At 61.3% G+C, this 19,550-nt stretch carries 12 protein-coding genes; all 12 read right to left on the bottom strand.

Features of this window, described 5'->3' with window-relative positions:
* Window positions 1-15: 15 nt before the first annotated feature.
* The gene (locus EFB14_RS17375) at window positions 16-8,535 is read right to left on the bottom strand and encodes a glycoside hydrolase family 94 protein (RefSeq protein ID WP_126827449.1); all 8,520 of its coding nucleotides are present in this window, start codon (window positions 8,533-8,535) and stop codon (window positions 16-18) included.
* 806 nt (window positions 8,536-9,341) lie between these two features.
* Complete coding sequence (locus tag EFB14_RS32940) at window positions 9,342-9,506, bottom strand: hypothetical protein (RefSeq protein ID WP_164737544.1); 165 nt, start codon at window positions 9,504-9,506, stop codon at window positions 9,342-9,344.
* Window positions 9,507-9,633: 127 nt separating this feature from the next.
* A complete protein-coding gene (locus EFB14_RS17365; RefSeq protein ID WP_126827445.1) occupies window positions 9,634-9,822 on the bottom strand; it encodes a hypothetical protein in 189 nt (62 codons plus the stop codon).
* Between the two features lie 162 nt (window positions 9,823-9,984).
* A complete protein-coding gene (locus tag EFB14_RS17360) occupies window positions 9,985-10,734 on the bottom strand; it encodes an ABC transporter ATP-binding protein (protein ID WP_125845937.1) in 750 nt (249 codons plus the stop codon).
* A complete protein-coding gene (locus EFB14_RS17355) occupies window positions 10,731-11,564 on the bottom strand; it encodes an ABC transporter ATP-binding protein (RefSeq protein WP_126827443.1) in 834 nt (277 codons plus the stop codon). The genes EFB14_RS17360 and EFB14_RS17355 overlap by 4 nt, the downstream gene beginning before the upstream one ends.
* Window positions 11,561-12,496 carry an ABC transporter permease gene (locus tag EFB14_RS17350; protein ID WP_126827441.1) on the bottom strand — a complete coding sequence of 312 codons (936 nt, stop codon included), beginning with the start codon at window positions 12,494-12,496 and terminating at the stop codon, window positions 11,561-11,563. Before EFB14_RS17350 ends, EFB14_RS17355 begins: the two co-directional genes overlap by 4 nt.
* Window positions 12,493-13,560: an ABC transporter permease gene (locus EFB14_RS17345; RefSeq protein ID WP_125845934.1), complete on the bottom strand. Its 1,068-nt coding sequence runs from the start codon at window positions 13,558-13,560 to the stop codon at window positions 12,493-12,495. The genes EFB14_RS17350 and EFB14_RS17345 overlap by 4 nt, the downstream gene beginning before the upstream one ends.
* 19 nt (window positions 13,561-13,579) lie before the next feature.
* Window positions 13,580-15,223 (bottom strand): ABC transporter substrate-binding protein, encoded by a 1,644-nt coding sequence (locus EFB14_RS17340; protein WP_126827439.1) that lies wholly within the window; start codon window positions 15,221-15,223, stop codon window positions 13,580-13,582.
* Window positions 15,224-15,258: 35 nt separating this feature from the next.
* Complete coding sequence (locus EFB14_RS17335) at window positions 15,259-16,317, bottom strand: dipeptidase (RefSeq protein ID WP_126827437.1); 1,059 nt, start codon at window positions 16,315-16,317, stop codon at window positions 15,259-15,261.
* Window positions 16,318-16,587: 270 nt separating this feature from the next.
* On the bottom strand, window positions 16,588-17,613 hold the full coding sequence (locus EFB14_RS17330; RefSeq protein WP_126827436.1) for an ABC transporter permease: 1,026 nt from the start codon (window positions 17,611-17,613) through the stop codon (window positions 16,588-16,590).
* A gap of 34 nt (window positions 17,614-17,647) precedes the next feature.
* The gene (locus EFB14_RS17325; protein ID WP_126827434.1) at window positions 17,648-19,189 is read right to left on the bottom strand and encodes a sugar ABC transporter ATP-binding protein; all 1,542 of its coding nucleotides are present in this window, start codon (window positions 19,187-19,189) and stop codon (window positions 17,648-17,650) included.
* A gap of 68 nt (window positions 19,190-19,257) precedes the next feature.
* A partial coding sequence (locus EFB14_RS17320) for a substrate-binding domain-containing protein (protein ID WP_164737543.1) occupies window positions 19,258-19,550 on the bottom strand: 293 nt, incomplete at its 5' end.

The following is a 19,550-nucleotide window of genomic DNA, read 5'->3' as shown; positions in this document are numbered from 1 at the left end:
GCGTGGAGAACGCTGTTATCCGAGCGGATATCCCTCTTCGGGATCGGTGACTTCGCTGCCGTTGATCGACAGAGTGTAGCCGCTGGCATTGGACGCTTTTGAGACCGAAATGCGGTATTTGCCGCCGCCCTGTTCCACCTCTGCCGCAAAACCGTCCCATTCCGAAGGGAGCGCCGGCTTTACGTAAAGCCGGCCGGCCTTCAGGCGGATGCCGAGAATGCCTTCGACGGCGGCACGGTAGAGCCAGCCGGCGGAACCGGTGTACCAGGTCCAGCCGCCACGCGACGTATAGGGATCATGCCCGTAGACGTCGGCCGCAACGACATAGGGTTCGACGCGGTATTGCTCCGCCGAAGCCTTGTCCAGCGCATGGGTGATCGGGTTGAGCATCTGGAAGCAGCGGAAGGCGTCGTCACCCCGCTTCAGCTCCGCCAGCGCCATCACCACCCAGGTCGAGGCATGGGTATATTGCCCGCCGTTTTCACGCACGCCCGGCGGATAGGCCTTGATATAGCCGGGATCCCTGGCGGAATTGACGAAAGGCGGGGTGAACAGCCTGATGATGCGGGCATCTTCGTCGACCAGTTGATCGAGCACGGCATCCATCGCCTTGACGGCCCGGGTGGGATCGCCCTCGCCAGAAAGCACGCTCCAGGACTGCGCGATCGAGTCGATCCGGCATTCGGGGCTTTCCTTGGAGCCGAGCAACGTACCGTCGTCGAACGTGCCGCGGCGGTAGTAGCCGCCATCCCAGGCCGCAGTTTCGAGCGCCTTCTTCAATTCGGTGAGATGCACCGACCAGCGCTCCGAGCGCGCCGTGTCGCCACGTTCTTCGGCATAGGGAATGAAGGAGCGCAATGCACCCGCCAGGAACCAGCCGAGCCAGACGCTGGTACCGCGCCCGCCGATGCCAACGCGGTTCATGCCGTCGTTCCAGTCGCCTCCGAGGAACAGCGGCAGGCCGTTCTTCCCCTTGCGGGCGATGGCGAGATCGAGCGCTAGCGCCGCGTGTTCGTAGACGCTTGCCTTGTCCTCGGAAATCTCCGGCTTGTAGAAGGAGTCGTGCTGGCCTTCGAGAAGAGCCGGGCCTTCCAGGAAGGCAAGCTCTTCGTCGAGCACGCTCTTGTCGCCGGTGACGCTGCAATAGTGATGGATTGCGTAACTCAGCCAGACGACGTCGTCCGAGATCAACGTGCGAACGCCCGCTCCCGTTCCCGGCAGCCACCAATGCTGCACGTCGCCCTCACGGAATTGGCGCGAGGCGGCGTTCAGGATCTGCCGGCGGGCGATCGAAGGCTCGTGCAGCACGAAGGCCAGCGTGTCCTGCAGCTGGTCGCGGAAGCCGAAGGCGCCGCTTGCCTGATAGAAGGCGGTGCGGGCCATGATGCGGCAGCCGAGGCTCTGATAGGGTAGCCAGGTATTGACGAGATTGTTCATCCCCTGATCCGGCGTCGAAATCTGCAGCCTGCCGGTGAAGTCCTGCCAGAAGGCACGGTTCGCCTCGACGGTACCGTCGAACGAAGCCTTGCGGATATCGGCGATGACGGCGCGCGCTTCCTCTTCCGTCCTGGTATCGCCGAGGAAGAAGGTAAAGTCGCGCTCCTCGCCGGCAGCGAGCTCGATGTCGATCGCCAGTGCCGCGGCCGGATCGCCGTCGAGTTCCGTCGTGCCGGAAAGGACGGCTGAAGAGGTGACGGCCTGCGGCGCATGGATCGTTCCCGCCTTGCCGATGAATTCGCGCCGGCTTGCCGAGAAGCTCGAAAGCGTCTCGCTCGCCGCGAAGAAGGCGGTGCGGTTGGAATAATCGATGCTGTAGGGATTGGTGGCAAACAGCGCCCCCGTCTCCTCGTCATGCTTCGACAGGATGAAAGATGCCGTGCGTCCCGGATTGTTGCCGAGGATCCATTCGACATAACCGTAGAGACGTAGTCTGCGGCCGGTCGAACCGGTGTTGCGCAGGCGCAGGCGCTGCAGTTTCACCGGCTTTTCGCGGGCGATCGTCTGCGTCAGTTCCAGTGCGATATCGTTCTGGATGCTGGAGAAGACGGAATAGCCGAGCCCGTGGCGGGCTTCGAAACGGATGTCCGGCCGGCGGGAAAGTGCTGCGAACGGCGTCATGACGGCGCCGCTGTCGAGATCGGCGAGATAAAACGCCTCACCGGAACGGTTGACCACCGCATCGTTCGACCAGGAGGTCAGCTGGTAGTCGCGCGAGTTGGCGCTCCAGGTGAAGCCCGCGCCTTCCGCGGACACATGGAAGCCGAACTTGTCGTTGGCGATGACGTTGATCCACGGCTGCGGCGTCGCATGGCCGCCGGCGAGACGAACGACATATTCGCGCCCGTCCCGGGCAAAGCCGCCGATGCCGTTCCAGAAGTCGAGATCGCCTTCCTCCTCGATGACGACGGCGGGCACGGCAGGCGGCGGCACCGGCGCAACACGCTTGACGGGAGGCTTGGCGCGCTCGGCCCGTTCCATCTCCTGCAGCTCCTCCTTGGAGGGTGCAAACAACGCGACTGCGCGGTTGATCTGATCGACCACCTTGCCGTTCTTCGCATGCAGGGTGACGCGGGAAGCCGCGATCAGCGCGTGATAGGTAGCCTCCTCCATCAGGTCCTTGCGGACAGCAAAGATATGCTGGCGCAGACCGTCGGCCTGGCCCATGCGGCGCACGTTTTCGCACATGGCGTCGAGCGCGTGCTGCATGTCCTGCGCATAGGAAGAGGCGCGTTCGTTCATGATGACGAGATCGGCGGTGACACCGCGCGAGCGCAGATATTCCTGCGCCAGCAGCGCCTCACGGGCGATGTCGAGATCCATGTCGTCGTTGATGCGCAGCGTGAAGATCGGGAAATCGCCGGAGATTGCCAGCGGCCACAGCGCCGATTGCGACTGCAGGCCGGCCTCGACGGTCCCCTGATCGCTGCGCAGCTGCATATCGGGATAGACAAGATAGCGCCCGAGATGCTGGAAGGCAGCCGCCTGCTGCGAGGTGACGCCGACATGGCGCATCTGCACCTGCGTGCGCGTCCAGGCCTGGACGAGCTCGTGGTTGAAGGCGTCGGGATGACGGTAGCGGTTGACTGCCTTGTCGACCTCGTCGCGGGTCGGCGCGGCAATCGTCCAGAAGAACACGCTGACCTTCTTGCCGGCCGGCACACGCACGGTGCGGCGCAGCGACATCACGGGATCGAGCACGAAACCGTCGCTGCCGGAAAGCACAGCACCCGGATCGAAGGCGGCCGCATCGGCAAGGCTACGGCCGCGGCCGATGAACTTGCGACGGTCGGTCTCGAATTCGGTATGGCGGGTGTCGCCGGCATTGTCGACGATCAGATGCGCAACGCTGATGTTCGGCTCGTTCGGATCGCGCTTGTTGCGTTCCGCCCGGATGACGTCTCCACGCTTGCCGATCTCGGTTTTGACGAACATCCGGGCGAATGCCGGATGCGCATTGTCGGTATCGTCGGAGGTGATGACGGGTTCGAGGTAGGAAGTGACTTCGATGAAACGGTCTTCTCCACCCATGTTGAGCAGGGTGACGCGGCGGGCCTCGGCATCATGCTCGGTCGCGATGATGCATTCGACCTCGCTCGTCAGCTCGCCAACCGTTTTGGTGAAGTGCGCCTTCTCGTCGGCGAATTCGACCTTGATCTTCTCGCCTTCGACGCCCTTCGGCTCAGCGGTCGCCGACCACCACTCGTTGGTGGCCGTATCGCGCAGGAAGATGAAGGTGCCCCAGCGGTCTTCGGTCGGATCGGCCTTCCAGCGCGAAACGGAAAGGCCGTTCCAGCGGGAGTAGCCGGCGCCCGTCGCCGTCAGCATCATCGAATAATGGCCGTTCGACAGGAACACGAGTTCGCGGTCGCGCGAAGCCGGATCGCTGATCTTGCGGAGCTCCGGACGCAGGAGGTCGTCCTGGATGCTGGCGGGCGTATCGGATTCATGCTTGCCGCTCATGACCGGGATGTCGCGCGGCGCCTTTTCCTGCAGCAGGAGTTCGGCCGCCTCGATGACGGGATCGGAATGGAAGAGCTCGCGCAGGTGGCCATTGAAGGCGACATTGGCGACGGCTGCGATCGACATGCCATGATGGTGGGCATAGTAGTTGTAGACCACCGCGCATTTCTTGCCTTCCGGCACGCGCGTCGGCGTGAAGTCGACGGCGTCGTGGAAGCCGAATTTGCCGAGCGCACCGACCTTGCGCAGCTTCTGCAGGTTTTCGAGCGCACCCGGCGGGTCGTACTGGCTGGCAAGCAGCGAGGCATAGGGTGCGATGACGGCATTGTGGCCGAGGCCACGCTTCAGGCCCAGCGTCGGCACGCCGAAATTGGTGTATTGATAGTTGAGGTTATGGTCGCGGGCATTGAAGGCCGCTTCCGAAATGCCCCACGGAATGCCGAGCTTGCGGGCGTAGTTCATCTGCTCGACGACGACGAGATTGTTGGTCTGGTTGAGGATACCCCCGCCGCGCTCCTGCATGACGAGCGGCGGCATCAGATATTCGAACATCGAGCCGGACCAGGAAACCAGCGCGCCGCGTGAACCCACAGGCACGACCTGGCGGCCAAGGCGGTACCAGTGCTCCGTCGGCAGATCGCCCTTGGCGATGCCGAAGAGGCTGGTCAGGCGGCATTCCGAAGCGAGAAGATCGTAGCAGGCCTGGTCGAGTTCGCCGCTTTCGACGCGGTAGCCGATCGACAGCAGGCGCCGCTCCGGCCGGAACAGGAAGCCAAAATCCATTGAGAAGGCGAGATCGCGAGCCTTGTCGCGCACCGCCACCAGGCGCGGCCTCAGCGCATCGACCTTGGAAAGGTCGAAGGTGCTGTCTGATATATGCGCCTCGCAGACCTTTACCAGTGATGCCGCCCACTGGGTGACCTCTTCGCTCTGCTTCGACTTGACCTCATGGTCGAGATTGGCTGCGAGCTTCTCGATGTCGCGTGCGAGAACGGCGAGGTTGATGATGCGGATCGAGGCGAATTCGTGCTCGCGCTTGACGGCGGCAAGCGCGTTCTGGAAGCCGACGATGCGCTCTTCCAGCCGCCGGCGCAGCGGACGCACGGTCTTGCGGTCGTCAGGCAGGTCCGCCAGCACTTCGCCGAGAATGCCAGCCGTATCGCCGACGCCGTCGAGATTGCCCTGCATATGAGCCGACGGTGCCTCGGCCCAGTTGCGGCAGGCAGACGAAATGGCGATCAGATGACCGGCGAGATTGCCGCTGTCGACGGCGGAGACATAACGCGGCCCAAGCGTCTGCAGCGTATCGGTGTGATACCAGTTGAACAGATGGCCGCGGAACTTCTCCATCCTGTCGATCGTCGCGATCGTCTGCTCCAGCCGCTCGAGCGTCTCCTCGAAGGAGAACCAGCCGAAATGCCGGCCGGAGACGACGGAGAGCAGATAGACGCCGATATTGGTCGGCGAGGTGCGTGCCGCAACGATGACATGCGGCGTTTCCTGGATATTGTCCGGCGGCAGGAAGTTCTGCTCGGCCGTCGTGAAGGTCTCGAAATAACGCCAGGTGCGCCGGGCGATCTTGCGCAGTTCGCTCGACACGGAATCGGCCACCTCCAGCCGGTCTTCGGTCTCCGCCGACTGGCTGACATACCAGGCAACGACAGGCGACAGGATCCAGAGCAGTGCGAAGGGAATGCCGACGAAGAAGGCACTGCCGCCGGGAAGGGCTGCGAAACCGAGCGCCAGCAGCGCCAATACCGGCGCATGCCACATCGCCTTGTAATAGGAGATCAGCGTTCCCTGGCCGCCGGCCTGAACGCTGGCGGCGGTCCGCCACTGCAGCATCAGCTTGCGGCTGACCAACAGACGGTAGAGCGAACGGCCGATCGCATCCGCCATCATGCAGGCCGAATCGGCGATGAAGACGATGCGCAGCGCAACTTGCGCGTTGGCGGCGGTGATATCGGACCAGACCGTATAGAGATGGGCGCGGGCGACGATATCGCTGGTGCGCGGGATGATGCCATTGATGAGGGATAGCGTCGGCGCGACGAAGAGGCAGAAGATCAAGAGAATCTGCCAGAGGAGCGCGCCGAGCGGACCCATGAAATACCAGCCGAGAACGGAGGCGAAGAACCAGGCGATCGGCGTCAGCGAGCGGCGCAGATTGTCGAACATCTTCCAGCGGCCGAGTGCCGTGACGCCGTATTTCGGATTGAACATATAGGGCAGGAGCTGCCAGTCGCCGCGCGCCCAGCGATGCTGGCGCGAGGTTTCCACCTCGTAGCGGATCGGGAAATCTTCCACCAGCTCGAGGTCGGTGACGAGCGCGCAGCGCGCCATCGAGCCTTCGAGAAGATCGTGACTGAGCACCGAGTTCTCTTCGATCCGCCCCTTCAGCGACGCTTCGAAGGCATCAACATGATAGAGGCCCTTGCCGGTGAAGGTGCCCTCTCCGGCGAGATCCTGATAGACGTCGGAAACGGTGAAGACATAGGGGTCGAGGCCGCGGTTGATCGAAAAGACGCGCTGGAAGACCGACGCATCCTTGCCCGTCGTCAGAGACGGTGTGACGCGCGGCTGCAGCACGCCGTAGCCGCTTTCGACGCGGCCGGTTTTCGGATTGATGACCGGGCGGTTGATCGGATGATAGAGCTTGCCGACGAGCTTGGTGACGGCGTCACGCATCAGGCGTGTATCGGCGTCGAGCGTCATGACATATTGCACATTGGCCGGCACGGCATTGGCGCCCGGCAGATAGGTGGTGTCGCGGTCGCCGCGCAGGAGCATGTTCAGCTCGTGCAGCTTGCCGCGCTTGCGCTCCCAACCCATCCACACGCCTTCGGACGGATTGTAGAGGCGGCGGCGATGCAGCAGGTAGAAACGCGTCTTGCCGTCGTAGGCATAGCGGGCGGAAAGATTGGCGATCTCGCGCCTGGCATAGTCGAGAACCTCGAGATCGGCGGGCGTTTCCTCGACATCGCTGTCCGGCCAGTCGCTGAGCAGTGCAAAATAGATTTCGCCCCGCGGATTGGCGAGATAATGAACCTCGAGATTGCGCACATGATCGTCGACGCTGTCGCGGTTCGAGATCAGGCAGGGCACGACGAGCAGGGTGCGCGCATCCTCCGGAATGCCTTCCTTGAACTCGTAGCCGACGAGACGGGCGGGCGTCACGAAAAAGGAAAGCACGGTGTTGAAGAGACCTGTCGCCCCCTCCGACGCCGGCAGCGAGAACATGATCAGCAGGACGGCGATTTCAACCGGGCCCATGCCGGCATTCGCCATGAATTTGCCGACGATCGCCATGGCAATGATCGTCAGCAGCATGACGGGCACGGCGATCGACAGCCAGTTGAAGCGGCGCACGGCGCGCACGAAATGCTGGGTGATCGTCGGGCGGTAGCTCGCCCGCGCCTCGAGCTTCGGCCGCTGTGCGCCGGACAGGAAGCCACCGACATTCGGTTCATGCGGCTGCGGCTCGCCCGAGGCCTTGGCGGCATCGGTCATGTCGAGCGCCAGCTGGGCGATTTCCATTTCCGTCAACGGCGAGCGCTTGGCCAGTTTCTCGATCTGCTTGCGGTATTTGTTGCGCGAGCCGGAATCGAGAATGCCGTAGTCCGAATGCTCCCAGAGCAGCTTGTCGACATGGCTCACCTGCTCGACCCAGACCGACCATTCGGTATCGTCGATCTCGCGAAGGCTGCGGATGATGTTGCCCATCGTCACATTGCCGGAGGAGAGACGGCTGTGTTCGGCCGTCGTCGCCTCTTCGGTATTGCGGCCGAGTTCTTCCAGCCGCTCGTCGAGCCAGGTGATCGCGAGGCTCGAGGTCTGCGAGCCGTCGCGCAGGCGGTAGAGGAATTGCGTCGAGAACGTATTGTCCTCGGCAAGCGGCTCCAGCGTCTTCAGATAGGCGGCGGCTTTCGTCGGATCGCTCAGGCGCACCAGCTCGTCGGCCGCTTCGTTGGCGCGGCGGCGCAGGCGCCGGCTGGCTTCGACGCGGCTCGAAATGCGGCGAAGATTTTCCACGAGCACATAGCGCACGAGTGAGGGCAATGCCCAGAGTTCACCGATCCTGAGCGTCTCGTTGGCCTGAAAACCGTCGACCAGCGCCGTCAGGCTCTCCTGCGAGATCGTGCTATGGGTATGGGCGACATAGAGCCAGGCAAGCACGAGCGTGCGCGGCACCTCGACGCCGCCGACGGACATGGTCGGCAATTCGCGGTAGAAGCGGCGGGGGAAGTCGCGCCGCACCTCCTGGATCGCTTCTTCGACGATATAGTGATTGTCCAGCAGCCATTCTGCCGCCGGCGTGATGGTCTCGCCGGCCTCGACATCAGTCGCCGTGGTGCGGTAGACGCGAAGGATTTCCTTCTCGTTTTCCTTATGGCGCGCGAAGAAATCGAAGGGGGCGAAAGCCGGCAGCCGGTCGACGCCGTTGCGGGCGACGGCATCGCCCATCGCCTTGATGTCTTCAATGGAAAGGTAGGTCGAGCGGATCGAATCGTTGTGATCGATCTGCTTCGTATCGGGTTCGCGCGAAAGGCTCGGAGAAAGATTGGAAATGGACATGGGTTCGGTTCTGGATCCAAACAAAGTTATGGCTGTTTTGCTCAGCCTTTTGCACTGCTTATCATGACTGCTACATGAACGGAGCCCGATTCTTCGAAGATCGATGAAGGCGGGACAAATGACGCTAGGGCCAAGCGTTTTCGAATGGGTTAAGCCCTGGTTCGGGGCGCAGCCCGACGGGTGATAGGGACCATCGGTATCCTCTCTGCGAAAGCCATGGCGAAAATTTGGACACCATCGGGATAATTCAAGTCAAGGGGTATGAATTGCGGCCTCGGGCGGGTTTTTCCGGCCCGCGGGTGACGGAAATATCGGCCATTTAGAGATGTCGCGCAAAACCAAAGACCTGAAACGTGGCAAGCGAATTTGAAGGTCGCGGCACGTTTAGGTCCGTCAATGCAAGAGCTCTTCGATTTCGGACAAAGGAAAGGCGCATGATCGCATGGATCATGCGCCCGGTGACGGTTGGTCCGCGTGTGGAATAGAGCTTGCTTCGCCCGCCTGACGGCCGATTGCTGATGTATCAAGAAGAATACAGCAATCTCGTGCAGCCGATTGCAACAAGAATCCAAGCACGTCGCACGAATAAATTCGATACGACGGCCTCTAGACGGCGTGAAAAAGGTAAAGAAGGATGATGATCGGGATTGGAATACCGATCAACCACAATAGAATACCTCTCATGATCATTCTCCTTTTGACATTCGATTGTCAGGAGAATGCCGAGACAGATTAAATGTTCCGGAATTCGAGAGAGCGGAAACCGCTGCAGCTCCGGCACCTGCCGAAGCTTATGATCCGTCGGATTAACCGACGACGCCGCAAACCATGGCTACGACGAACAGGAAGGCCGCTGTGAAGATCGCTCCATGCAGCGCCGCCTGAAACCTGTTGCGCGTCGTCAGCGGCTTCTTGTTTGATGCGGAACCATAGTGGTTCACGTGAGCATGCGAAATACCCAGATCTGCCATATGTCGCCTCCGTTGTTATTATGCGGCCGGTTGTGCGGCTCGCGGTCATATTCTTATATTCTCTATCAGGTAGGTAGAGATAAATTTCCGTCTAGAGCGAACGGAAGGAAAAATTCAACCAGCCCTTTTAGCAGAGCGTACGCCATGCCCAGATCAACGAGCGTTCAACGACGTTCTCGTTCTCGAGCGGATTGGCAGGCGTGTCGATCAGCCGGCGGTCTTTTTCCGCAGGAAGGGATACTGAACCCTGTTCCCTGCGCTCGGCTTTGACGGGAGGATCGAGGTAACCCATGGTCATCCCACCGAGAAAGAACATGCCTCAACCTCCATCGATCACGAAAGCTAACAATCGTTAACGGGATCATGACAGAACCGGGGCAACTGTCAATAGTCTAGCTGATTGGTCGTCTTTTAGGAAACCATTATCCTTAACGCCGTCGCCGATCTTTTCTTTTCAAGAGCTTGAAAAGATTACCCTTCAGGCTTTGACGAAACCCTTGCTGGCGATCATCAAATTTCTCGTATAGTCCGCCTGAACTAAGCCTTTCGCCAGCTCTTCCGAGCTCAACCGCTCGACGACAGCGCCGTTGCGCATCACGGCGAGCCGGTCGCACATATGGGTGATGACACCGAGATCGTGGCTCACCATCACGAAGGTGAGCTTGCGGTCGCGGCGGATCTGTTCCAGCAGGTTCAGCACCTCCGCCTGCACCGAGGCATCGAGCGCCGAGGTCGGCTCATCGAGCAAAAGAATGGACGGCTCGACGATCAGCGCCCTTGCGATCGCCACACGCTGCCGCTGGCCGCCGGACAACTGGTGCGGGTAGCGGAAACGGAAACCATTGCCGAGACCAACCTCGTCAAGGGCGCGCGCGATGCGCCTTTCGCCGTCGGCGATACCGTGAATGGCAAGCGGTTCGAGCAGAAGCCGGTCGATCGTCTGGCGCGGATGCAGCGAGCCATAGGGGTCCTGGAAGACCATCTGCACGCGCCGGTAGAAGGCTTTGCTGCGTTTCGAACCTCTCAGCGCTTCGCCGTCGATATGGATCGTCCCGCCGCTAACGGGCGCAAGCCCGGCAACTGCGCGCAGCAAGGTCGACTTGCCCGAGCCGGACTCGCCGACGAGGCCGAAGGATTCGCCGCGTTCGACGGTAATGTCGACATCCTTCAGCGCATGAAACTGATCGTAGACGACGCTAAGATTATCGATCGCGAGAGCTGCGTTCATGCCGCCCACTCCGGCCTGCGGTCGAGCACCGGCAGCGGATGTCGGTTTACGCCGATCTCGGGCATGCAGTTCAGCAACCCTTTCGTATAGGGATGCTGCGCATGTTTGAGATCGGCGGCCGCGAGTTCCTCGACGATCTTTCCGGCATACATGACGATGACGCGGTCACAGAAGGAAGAGACCAGCCTCAGGTCATGAGAGACGAAGATCAGCCCCATGCCACGCTCCGACACCAGCCTGTCCATGATCCTCAGCACATCGAGCTGCACCGTCACGTCGAGCGCCGAGGTCGGCTCGTCGGCGATCAGCAGTTCGGGTCCGGCAATCAGCATCATGGCGATCATCGCGCGCTGCCCCATGCCGCCCGAGACCTCGTGCGGGTGCAGGTCGAACACCCGTTTCGGATCGCGGATCTGCACCGCTTCCAGCATGGCGAGCGCCCGATCGCGCGCCTCCGCCTTGCCGACCTTCTCATGCGTGCGCAACGTTTCGCAAATCTGCCGCCCGATCGTCATGACGGGGTCGAGCGAATATTTCGGATCCTGCAGGATCATGGCGATGCGTTTGCCGCGCAGGCTGCGCCTTTGCGCGGCAGAGGCCTTGATGAGGTCGATGCCGCTGAAATCGAGCCTGTCGGCCGTGACGATGCCGTGTTTCGGCGTCAGCCCCATGATGGCCCGGCCGGTCTGCGACTTGCCGGAACCGGATTCGCCGACGATGCCGAGCCTTTCCTTGCCGAGCGTGAAGGAGACGCCGCGCACGGCCTCAATCACGCCGGTCCGCGTGGGGTAGCTGACCTTGAGGTTATCGACCGTCAGAAGCGTCGTCATTGCCCGCTCTCCTTCGGATCGAGCGCATCGCGCAGGCCGTCGCCGAGCAAGTTGAAGCCCAGGCTGACGATGAGGATGGCGATGCCGGGCATCGCCGCGACCCACCATTGATCGAGGATGAAGCGTCGTCCCGAGGCGATCATCGCACCCCATTCCGGCAGCGGCGGCTGTGCGCCGAGGCCGAGAAAGCCGAGACCGGCCGCCGTCAGGATGATGCCCGCCATGTCGAGCGTCACCCGCACGATCAGCGAGGAAATGCAGAGCGGCATGACGTGACGCACGATGATGCGCGGCGGCGAGGCGCCCATCAGCTTCACCGCCGAGATATAGTCGGAACGCCTGACCGTCAGCGTCTCGGCGCGGGCGATGCGGGCATAGGGCGGCCACGAGGTAATGGCGATGGCGATGATCGCGTTCTGGATGCCGGGGCCGAGGGCGGCGACGAAGGCAAGCGCCAGCACCAGCTTCGGAAAGGCGAGAAAGATATCGGTGATGCGCATCAGCGTCGCATCGACCCAGCCGCCGGCATAACCCGATACCGTGCCGACGATCAGCCCGATCGGCGCGGAGATGATGGCGACGAGCCCGACGACGAGCAGTGTCAGCCGCGACCCGTAGATCAGCCGCGAAAAGATATCACGGCCCTGGTCGTCCGTACCAAGCAGAAAGCCGTCCGTTCCAGGCGGCAGCAGGCGGGCATTGCGCAGATCGCCGACGACCGGATCATGCGTGGCAATGAGATCGGCGAAAGCCGCCACCAGGAGCAGCCCCACGATAACAAGCAGCCCGACGACGGCGAGCCTGTTTGCCGTGAACTGTCGCCAAGTGACATAGGCGCGGCCGAGGCGGGCCTGCGTGCGCGATTGCGGCCGGTCGGAAAGCAGCCATTCGCGGCGGCTCATCGCAGGGGATGGGCTGGCGGGAACCGTCATCGGTTTCGCGTCCTCGGGTCGAGTGTCCGGTAAAGAAGATCGGACAGAAGGTTGATGCCGATGAAAACAGTGCCGATAACGATCGTGCCGCCGAGCACGGCGTTCATATCGGCGTTCTGCAGCGAATTGGTGATGTATAGCCCGATGCCCGGCCATGAGAAGACAGTCTCGGTCAATACCGATCCTTCAAGCAGGCCGGCATAGGAAAGCGCGATGACGGTGACAAGCGGCACGGCGGCATTGCGCAGGGCATGGCCCCAGATTACCCGCGTTTCCGAAAGCCCCTTGGCGCGCGCGGCAACGATATATTCCTGGGAAAGCTCGTTCAGCATGAAGCTGCGCGTCATCCGGCTGATATAGGCGAGGGAGAAATAGCCGAGCAGGGATGCCGGCAGGATGATGTGGCGAAAGACATCGTAGAAGACATCCCACTGCCCCTGCCAGGCGCTGTCCAGCAGATAGAAGCCTGTGATCGGCGTGAAGGTATATTCGAAGACGATGTCGATGCGGCCGGGAAAGGCCACCCAGCGCAGCTGCGCATAGAAGATCACCAGTGAGATCAGCGCCAGCCAGAAGATCGGCACCGAATAACCGATGAGGCCGACGACGCGCACGACCTGGTCGGCGATGCTGCCGCGGCGCACCGCGGCAAGAACGCCGAGCGGCACGCCGACGCAGGCTCCGATGAGCGTTCCGAGCGTCGCAAGCTCGACCGTTGCCGGGAATGCACGGCGGATATCCACCATCACAGGATTGGTCGTCAGCACCGAATTGCCAAAATCGCCGGACAGGATGCCTTTGATATAGATATAGAACTGCTCATAGAGCGGCAGGTCGAAGCCCATCTCGCGTCGTACGCGCTCGACGACATGAGCTGGTGCGCGATCGCCAAGAATGGCGAGCACGGGATCGATCGGCACGACGCGGCCGATGAAGAAGGTAACGGCCAGCAGGCCGAAATAGGTGGTGACGGCGGCAAACAGGAACCGCCCTAGCGCCTTTGCGAAGGCGCCGGCACGGCCCTTTCGGGGCCGCGCCTCCTGTGTTGTTTCCACGGAACTCAAGCCAGTCAATCCCGCCGGATTATTCCTTGGCGATCGGACCGACGAAATTGGTATCGAAGCTCGGACCCAGCTTGAAGTCCTTCACGCTCTTGCGGTAGCCGGCCACCTCGGTCTGCTGGAAGATGAAGACGAAGGGGCTGTTTGCCAGATACTTCTTCTGGATATCCTGGTACATGGCGGCGCGCTTGGCGGCGTCACGTTCCAGAAGGGCGGCCTTGGCTTCCTTGTCGAGTTCAGGCGCTTCCCAGGTGTTGCGCCATGCAAGCGTCTTCACCGTGCCCGCATCGGAATTGTCGGGATTGCCGGTAAAGGTATCGGCGTTGGAATTCGGGTCGAAATAGTCCGAGCCCCACTGGCCGATATACATGTCGTGGGTGCGGGCGCGATACTTGGTCAGCGTCTGCTTGCCGTCGCCGGGGATGATTTCCATCTTCACGCCGGCCTGCGCCAGCGTCTGCTGCATGGATTCGGCGATACCCGTCACCGGCTGGGTGTTGCGCACATCCATCGTGATCGAGAAACCGTTGGGCACGCCGGCCTTGGCGAGCAGTTCCTTGGCCTTGGCGACGTCGAGCTTATAGGGATTTTCGTCGAGGGCGCCCAGTTGGCCCTTCGGCAGGAAGGTCTGATGGATTTCGCCGATCCCCTTGATGAGGGTCGCGCCGATCGCATCGTAGTCGACCAGGTACTTGAAGGCTTCCTGGACCTCAGGCTTCTTCAGGTTCTCGTTCTTGTTGTTCAGGCTGACGTAATAAATCGTGCCCTTGGGTGCGCTTGTCGTTGCCAGATCGGCATTCTTGGAAACGGCGTCGATGTCGCCCGGCTCCAGGTTGCGGGCGATGTCGATATCGCCGGCTTCGAGCGCCAGCCGCTGCGCCGAACTTTCCTTCATGTAGCGATAGATCACGCGGTTGAGCTTCGGCTTGTCGCCGTAATAATTGTCGTTGCGTTCCAGCACGACGACTTCATTGGCCCGCCACTCGCGCAACTTGAAGGCGCCGGAACCGGCATAACCGGTCTTCAGCCATTCATTGCCGAAATCATTGTCGTATTTGTGCTCGGCATCCGGCGTCACCGCCTTCACATGCTCCAGCACCAGCTTCTTGTCGACGACGGAAGCGACAGTTGCCGTCAGGCAGTTCAGCACGAAGCTCGGCGCATAGGGCTTGTCGACCGTGAAGACGAAGGTATTGGCATCGGTCGCCTTGGCCTTTTCGGCAACATTGTCGCCAGTCAGGCCGAACTGGGTGAGGATGAAGGCCGGGCTCTTGTCGAGCTTGACGGCGCGCTCGAACGACCATGCGACATCTTCGGCGGTGATCGGATTTCCGGAGGCGAACTTCAGGCCTGATTTCAGCTTGAACGTATAGGTCAGGCCGTCATCGGAAACGCTCCAGCTCTCGGCGAGATCGCCCTTCACCTTGGACGTATCGTTGATGTCGAGACGAACGAGCAGGCTGTAGCTGTTGCTGGTGACTTCGGCGGTCGAAAGCTCGAAAGCCTCGCCCGGATCCATCGTGATGATATCATCGATGGCAAAACCCTCGACCAGCGTATCCTTAGGCGTCTCTGCAAAAGCGGCAGGCGCCGCCATCATCAGGAGCGAAAGAGCGGCTCCGGCGGAAAGCACACGGAAATTGCGGCTGAGCTTGGTGATCATCATGGTTTGTTCCCCTGTTTTTGATTGGATGAAAAGGCTTAGGCGCGGTCCTCCCGCCAAGCTTGGGCCAGAATGCGAAGCCAGTTTTCACGGGCAAGTTTTGCGAGGTCGGCATCAGCATAGCCAACCTCCTTGAGAGCGGCAATCAGCTTCTGATTGCCAGCCGCATCACCGATTTCCTCGGGAATGGTAGCACCGTCGAAGTCCGAGCCGAGCGCCACGCAGTCGATGCCGATACGGTTCACGAGATAGTCGATGTGGCGGATCATGTCGGCCAGCGGCGTATCACTGTCCGAGCGGCCGTCGGAGCGCAGCATGGCGGTGGCATAGTTGATGCCGACAAGCCCGCGGCTTTCGCGGATCGCGTCGAGCTGCTTGTCCGTCAGGTTACGTGCGACCGGGGTCAGCGCATGGGCATTGGAGTGGCTTGCGACCAGCGGCTGGTCCGTCGTTTTTGCCACATCCCAGAACCCCTTCTCGGTGATATGGGCGAGGTCGATCAGGATACCGAGGCGATTGCATTCCCTCACCAGCGCGAAACCGGCATCGGTGAGACCAGGTGCCGTATCCGGCGACATCGGGAAGGCGAAGGGCACACCGTGGCCGAAGACATTGTGCCGGCTCCAGACCGGCCCCAGCGAGCGAAGCCCCGCCGCATAGAATACCTCGAGCGCAGAAAGATCGGCGCCGATCGCCTCGCAGCCTTCCATATGCATGACGGCGGCGAAAATGTCGTCCGCCATGGCGCTGCGGATATCCTTCACCGTCCGGCAGAGCCGCCAGGCGCCTGCCTGGTCGAGCCGCAGCGCGATCGCCGCCATCTCATTGGCGATGGCAAGGGAAGGCAGCGGATCGAGGGGAGCCGCCATCGGCGTCACATAGCGGCCTTCGGCATCAGGATCGGCAAAGACGAGATCGCCCGAGGGAATATAGATGGCGCAGAGACCGCCCGAAAGACCGCCCTCTCTCGCACGACGCGCATCGATATGGCCGACCGTCGTGCCGTCTGCGAATTCCGCAATCGGGTCGCTGCCGTCTTTTGCATGGGTCCAGAGTCGAAGGAGAACGTCGTTGTGACCGTCAAATACGAATTGCATCTGTCTTCCTGCGCTGCCCTACTGCATAATTCCTTAAATCGGAATCGATTTATGAATAAAATTATGCAGCATTCAAAGTGCTACAGCGTCCTTTGCGCGTCTTTTCAGACGCGCGGCGCTGTAGAGGGCGAATGAAGCAGTCAGAATAGAAAAGCTGACGGAATTCGCCACCTCTTTTTTCAGAAATTCGTCATCGACATCTGGAGCTTCGCCAGAATCGAAACGGGGGCCGAAGCCCCCGCGAAAAACCTCGGATCGTATGGCCGCAGATCAGTGCTTGCGGCGTTTCTTCTGTCGGTAGACGTCGATGACGACGGCCGCGACGATGATGAAGCCCTTGACGATCTCCTGGTAATAGGCGTCGATCCTGAGGAAGGTGAAGCCTGATGTCATGACGCCGAGGATGATGGTGCCGATGACGGTGCCCGTGATGCGCCCGACACCGCCGGTGAGCGAAGTGCCGCCGATGACGGTTGCGGCGATCGCGTCGAGTTCATATCCGACGCCCATGCTCGCCTGTGCGGTTTCGGCGCGGGCCGCCGTAACGATGCCGGCCAGGCCAGCAAGCAATCCGGCAATCACGTAGACCTTGACGAGATGCGCCTCGATGTTGATGCCGGAAACGCGCGCCGCCTGCGGGTTCGCGCCGATGGCATAGGTGAACTTTCCGTAGCGGGTATAGCGCAGCGCAATGTGAAAGATCAGCGCAACGACCAGGAAGACGACGACCGGCCACGCCTTGGTTCCGATGAAATGAAACTGCTCGGTGATCCCGGAAACCGGTTGGCCCTTGGTGTACCACTTCGCCACGCCTCTGGCCGACACGAACATGCCAAGCGTTGCAATGAACGGCGGGATCTTGGTGTAGGCAATGAGCGCGCCGTTCGCCAGACCCGCGGCCGCCCCGATCAACAGGCCGACGAGGATCGGCACGACGGCCGGCAGGTCGGTCAGCGATGGGAAGACGGCCCGCCCCCAGGTCGAGGACTGGGCGAAACTGGTCGCGATCATCGCCGTCATGCCGACGACCGAGCCTGACGAAAGATCGATGCCGCCGGTGATGATGACCTGCGTGACGCCGACGGCGATGATGCCGATGACGGAGACCTGCAGGATCATGATCGTCAGGCGCTGCGAATTCATCAGGAAGCTCTGGCCGATGAACATCCAGCCGAGCACTTCATAGATGAGCGCAATGCCGACGAGCACGAGGAAAATGCTGAGCTCAGTCGGCAAGCGCCGCCGCCGTTGACGGGTTGCGAGCGGAGCCGCGCCCTCTACTGCCTTGGTACTCATGTCAAACCTCCCTTGGGCGATGGCCGACGGCGCATCACTGCGCAGCCAGCTCCATCACCTTGATCTGCGTTGCTTCATCGCGATTGAGGAAACCGGTCACGCGCCCCTCATGCATGACCATGATGCGGTCACTCATCCCGAGAACCTCGGGCATTTCGGACGAGATCATGATGACTGCCACGCCGTTTCGCGCCATCTCCGTCACCAGCCGGTGGATTTCCGCCTTGGCGCCGACATCGATGCCGCGCGTCGGCTCGTCAAGGATCAGGATCCGCGGATTGGTGAGCAGCCAGCGCCCGATCAGCACTTTCTGCTGATTGCCGCCCGAAAGGTTTTCCACCCGCTCGTAAAGATTGGGCGTTTTCACCCGCAACTTTTTTGCCATGTCTTCGCAGGTCGCTTCGATGGCGCCCTGCTGCACGAAACCGCCCTTGACATATCTGTCCTGCAGAACGGCGATCTGCATGTTCTCGAGAATATCGAGGATCAGCAGACAGCCGGTATCTTTGCGGTCCTCGGTCAGGAACGCCATCTGGTGACGGATAGCTTCGGTCGGCGACGAAATCGTCACCGGCTTGCCGTAGAGTTCGATCGAGCCGGAGCTTGCCGGCGTCACGCCGAACAGCGTTTCGGCGACATTCGAACGCCCGGAACCGACAAGGCCGGCCACGCCGAGAATCTCGCCCGCCCTTACCTCGAAGGAGACGTTCTTGAAGACGCCGTTGAGGCAAAGATCCTTGACGGAGAGCATGACCTCGCCGATCGGCACTTCTTCTTTCGGAAACATCTGGGTGATTTCGCGCCCGACCATCATGCGGATGATGTCGTCGCGGGTAACGTCGGTCGAAGCGTGCGTGCCGATATATCGGCCGTCGCGGAAGACCGAGAACTCGTCGGCGATCTCGAAAAGCTCGTTCATCTTGTGGGTGATGTAGACGATGCCGATGCCCTGAGATCTGAGATCGCGGATGATGCGGAAGAGATGCTCGACCTCGCGCTCCGTCAGCGCCGAAGTCGGCTCGTCCATGATCAGCACGTCGGAATTATAGGAAACGGCCTTGGCAATCTCGACCATCTGCCGGTTGGCGACCGACAGGTACCGGACCTCGATGTCGGGATCGATGTCGATATTGAGCCTGGTAAATAGTTCCTCGGTCATGCGGTGCATGACGCCGTGATCGACGAAACCGAGGCGGTTCTTCGGTTCGCGGCGGATCCAGATGTTTTCCGCGACCGTCATGAACGGCATCAGGTTCAGTTCCTGATGGATCATGGCAATCCCGTTCTCCAGTGCGTCAAGCGGAGATTTCAGCCGGATCTCGACGCCTTTCAGGCGGATATCGCCCTTGTCGGGTATGTAAATGCCGGCGAGGATCTTCATCAATGTCGATTTGCCGGCGCCGTTTTCGCCCATCAGCGCATGCACGGAGGCGCGCTTCAGCCGGAACTGCACGTCGTCCAGCGCGATGACACCTGGAAATTCCTTGCGAACGCCCTCGGCGCTCAGCAGATATTCCGCGTTCGGAACTGCGCCGCTCGCGCGCACGGCGGCCATGGTTGTCGGACTGACGGCCATATCATCTCCTCCGGATACGGACAGGCGGAAAGGATGCGGGCGAAGCCCGCATCCTGTTGGCACTCGTCTCAGTTCTTGGTGACGAAGTCCTTGACGTTGGCAGGCGTGACGAGCTGGAAGGGAATATAAACCTTCTTGTCGATCTTTTCGCCCTTGGCGAGCTTGAGCGCAGCATCGAGCGAGCCCTTGCCCTGGCCGGCGGCATCCTGGAAGACGGTGACGTCGAGATCGCCTGCCTGCATGGCGGCAAGCGCGTCCTGCGTGGCGTCGACACCGCCGACGACGACCTTGGTCATGTCCTTGCCGGCCGCCTTCAGCGCCTGGATGGCGCCGATCGCCATTTCGTCGTTGTTGGAGATCA

Origin of the sequence: Rhizobium fabae (assembly GCF_003985135.1) — a bacterium.
Classification (GTDB): Bacteria; Pseudomonadota; Alphaproteobacteria; order Rhizobiales; family Rhizobiaceae; genus Rhizobium; species Rhizobium pisi.
The sequence above is the reverse complement of the archived record's forward strand: the minus strand, read 5'-3'. Positions and strand labels throughout refer to the sequence as shown.

What these genes read in the sequence shown, in the direction of transcription:
- EFB14_RS17325 (WP_126827434.1), bottom strand. Translation starts at nt 19,189, where the DNA reads ATGGCCGTCAGTCCGACAACCATGGCCGCCGTGCGCGCGAGCGGCGCA.
- EFB14_RS17350 (WP_126827441.1), bottom strand. Translation starts at nt 12,496, where the DNA reads ATGACGGTTCCCGCCAGCCCATCCCCTGCGATGAGCCGCCGCGAATGG.
- EFB14_RS17330 (WP_126827436.1), bottom strand. Translation starts at nt 17,613, where the DNA reads ATGAGTACCAAGGCAGTAGAGGGCGCGGCTCCGCTCGCAACCCGTCAA.
- EFB14_RS17340 (WP_126827439.1), bottom strand. Translation starts at nt 15,223, where the DNA reads ATGATGATCACCAAGCTCAGCCGCAATTTCCGTGTGCTTTCCGCCGGA.
- EFB14_RS17375 (WP_126827449.1), bottom strand. Translation starts at nt 8,535, where the DNA reads ATGTCCATTTCCAATCTTTCTCCGAGCCTTTCGCGCGAACCCGATACG.
- EFB14_RS17360 (WP_125845937.1), bottom strand. Translation starts at nt 10,734, where the DNA reads ATGAACGCAGCTCTCGCGATCGATAATCTTAGCGTCGTCTACGATCAG.
- EFB14_RS32940 (WP_164737544.1), bottom strand. Translation starts at nt 9,506, where the DNA reads ATGGCAGATCTGGGTATTTCGCATGCTCACGTGAACCACTATGGTTCC.
- EFB14_RS17365 (WP_126827445.1), bottom strand. Translation starts at nt 9,822, where the DNA reads ATGTTCTTTCTCGGTGGGATGACCATGGGTTACCTCGATCCTCCCGTC.
- EFB14_RS17355 (WP_126827443.1), bottom strand. Translation starts at nt 11,564, where the DNA reads ATGACGACGCTTCTGACGGTCGATAACCTCAAGGTCAGCTACCCCACG.
- EFB14_RS17335 (WP_126827437.1), bottom strand. Translation starts at nt 16,317, where the DNA reads ATGCAATTCGTATTTGACGGTCACAACGACGTTCTCCTTCGACTCTGG.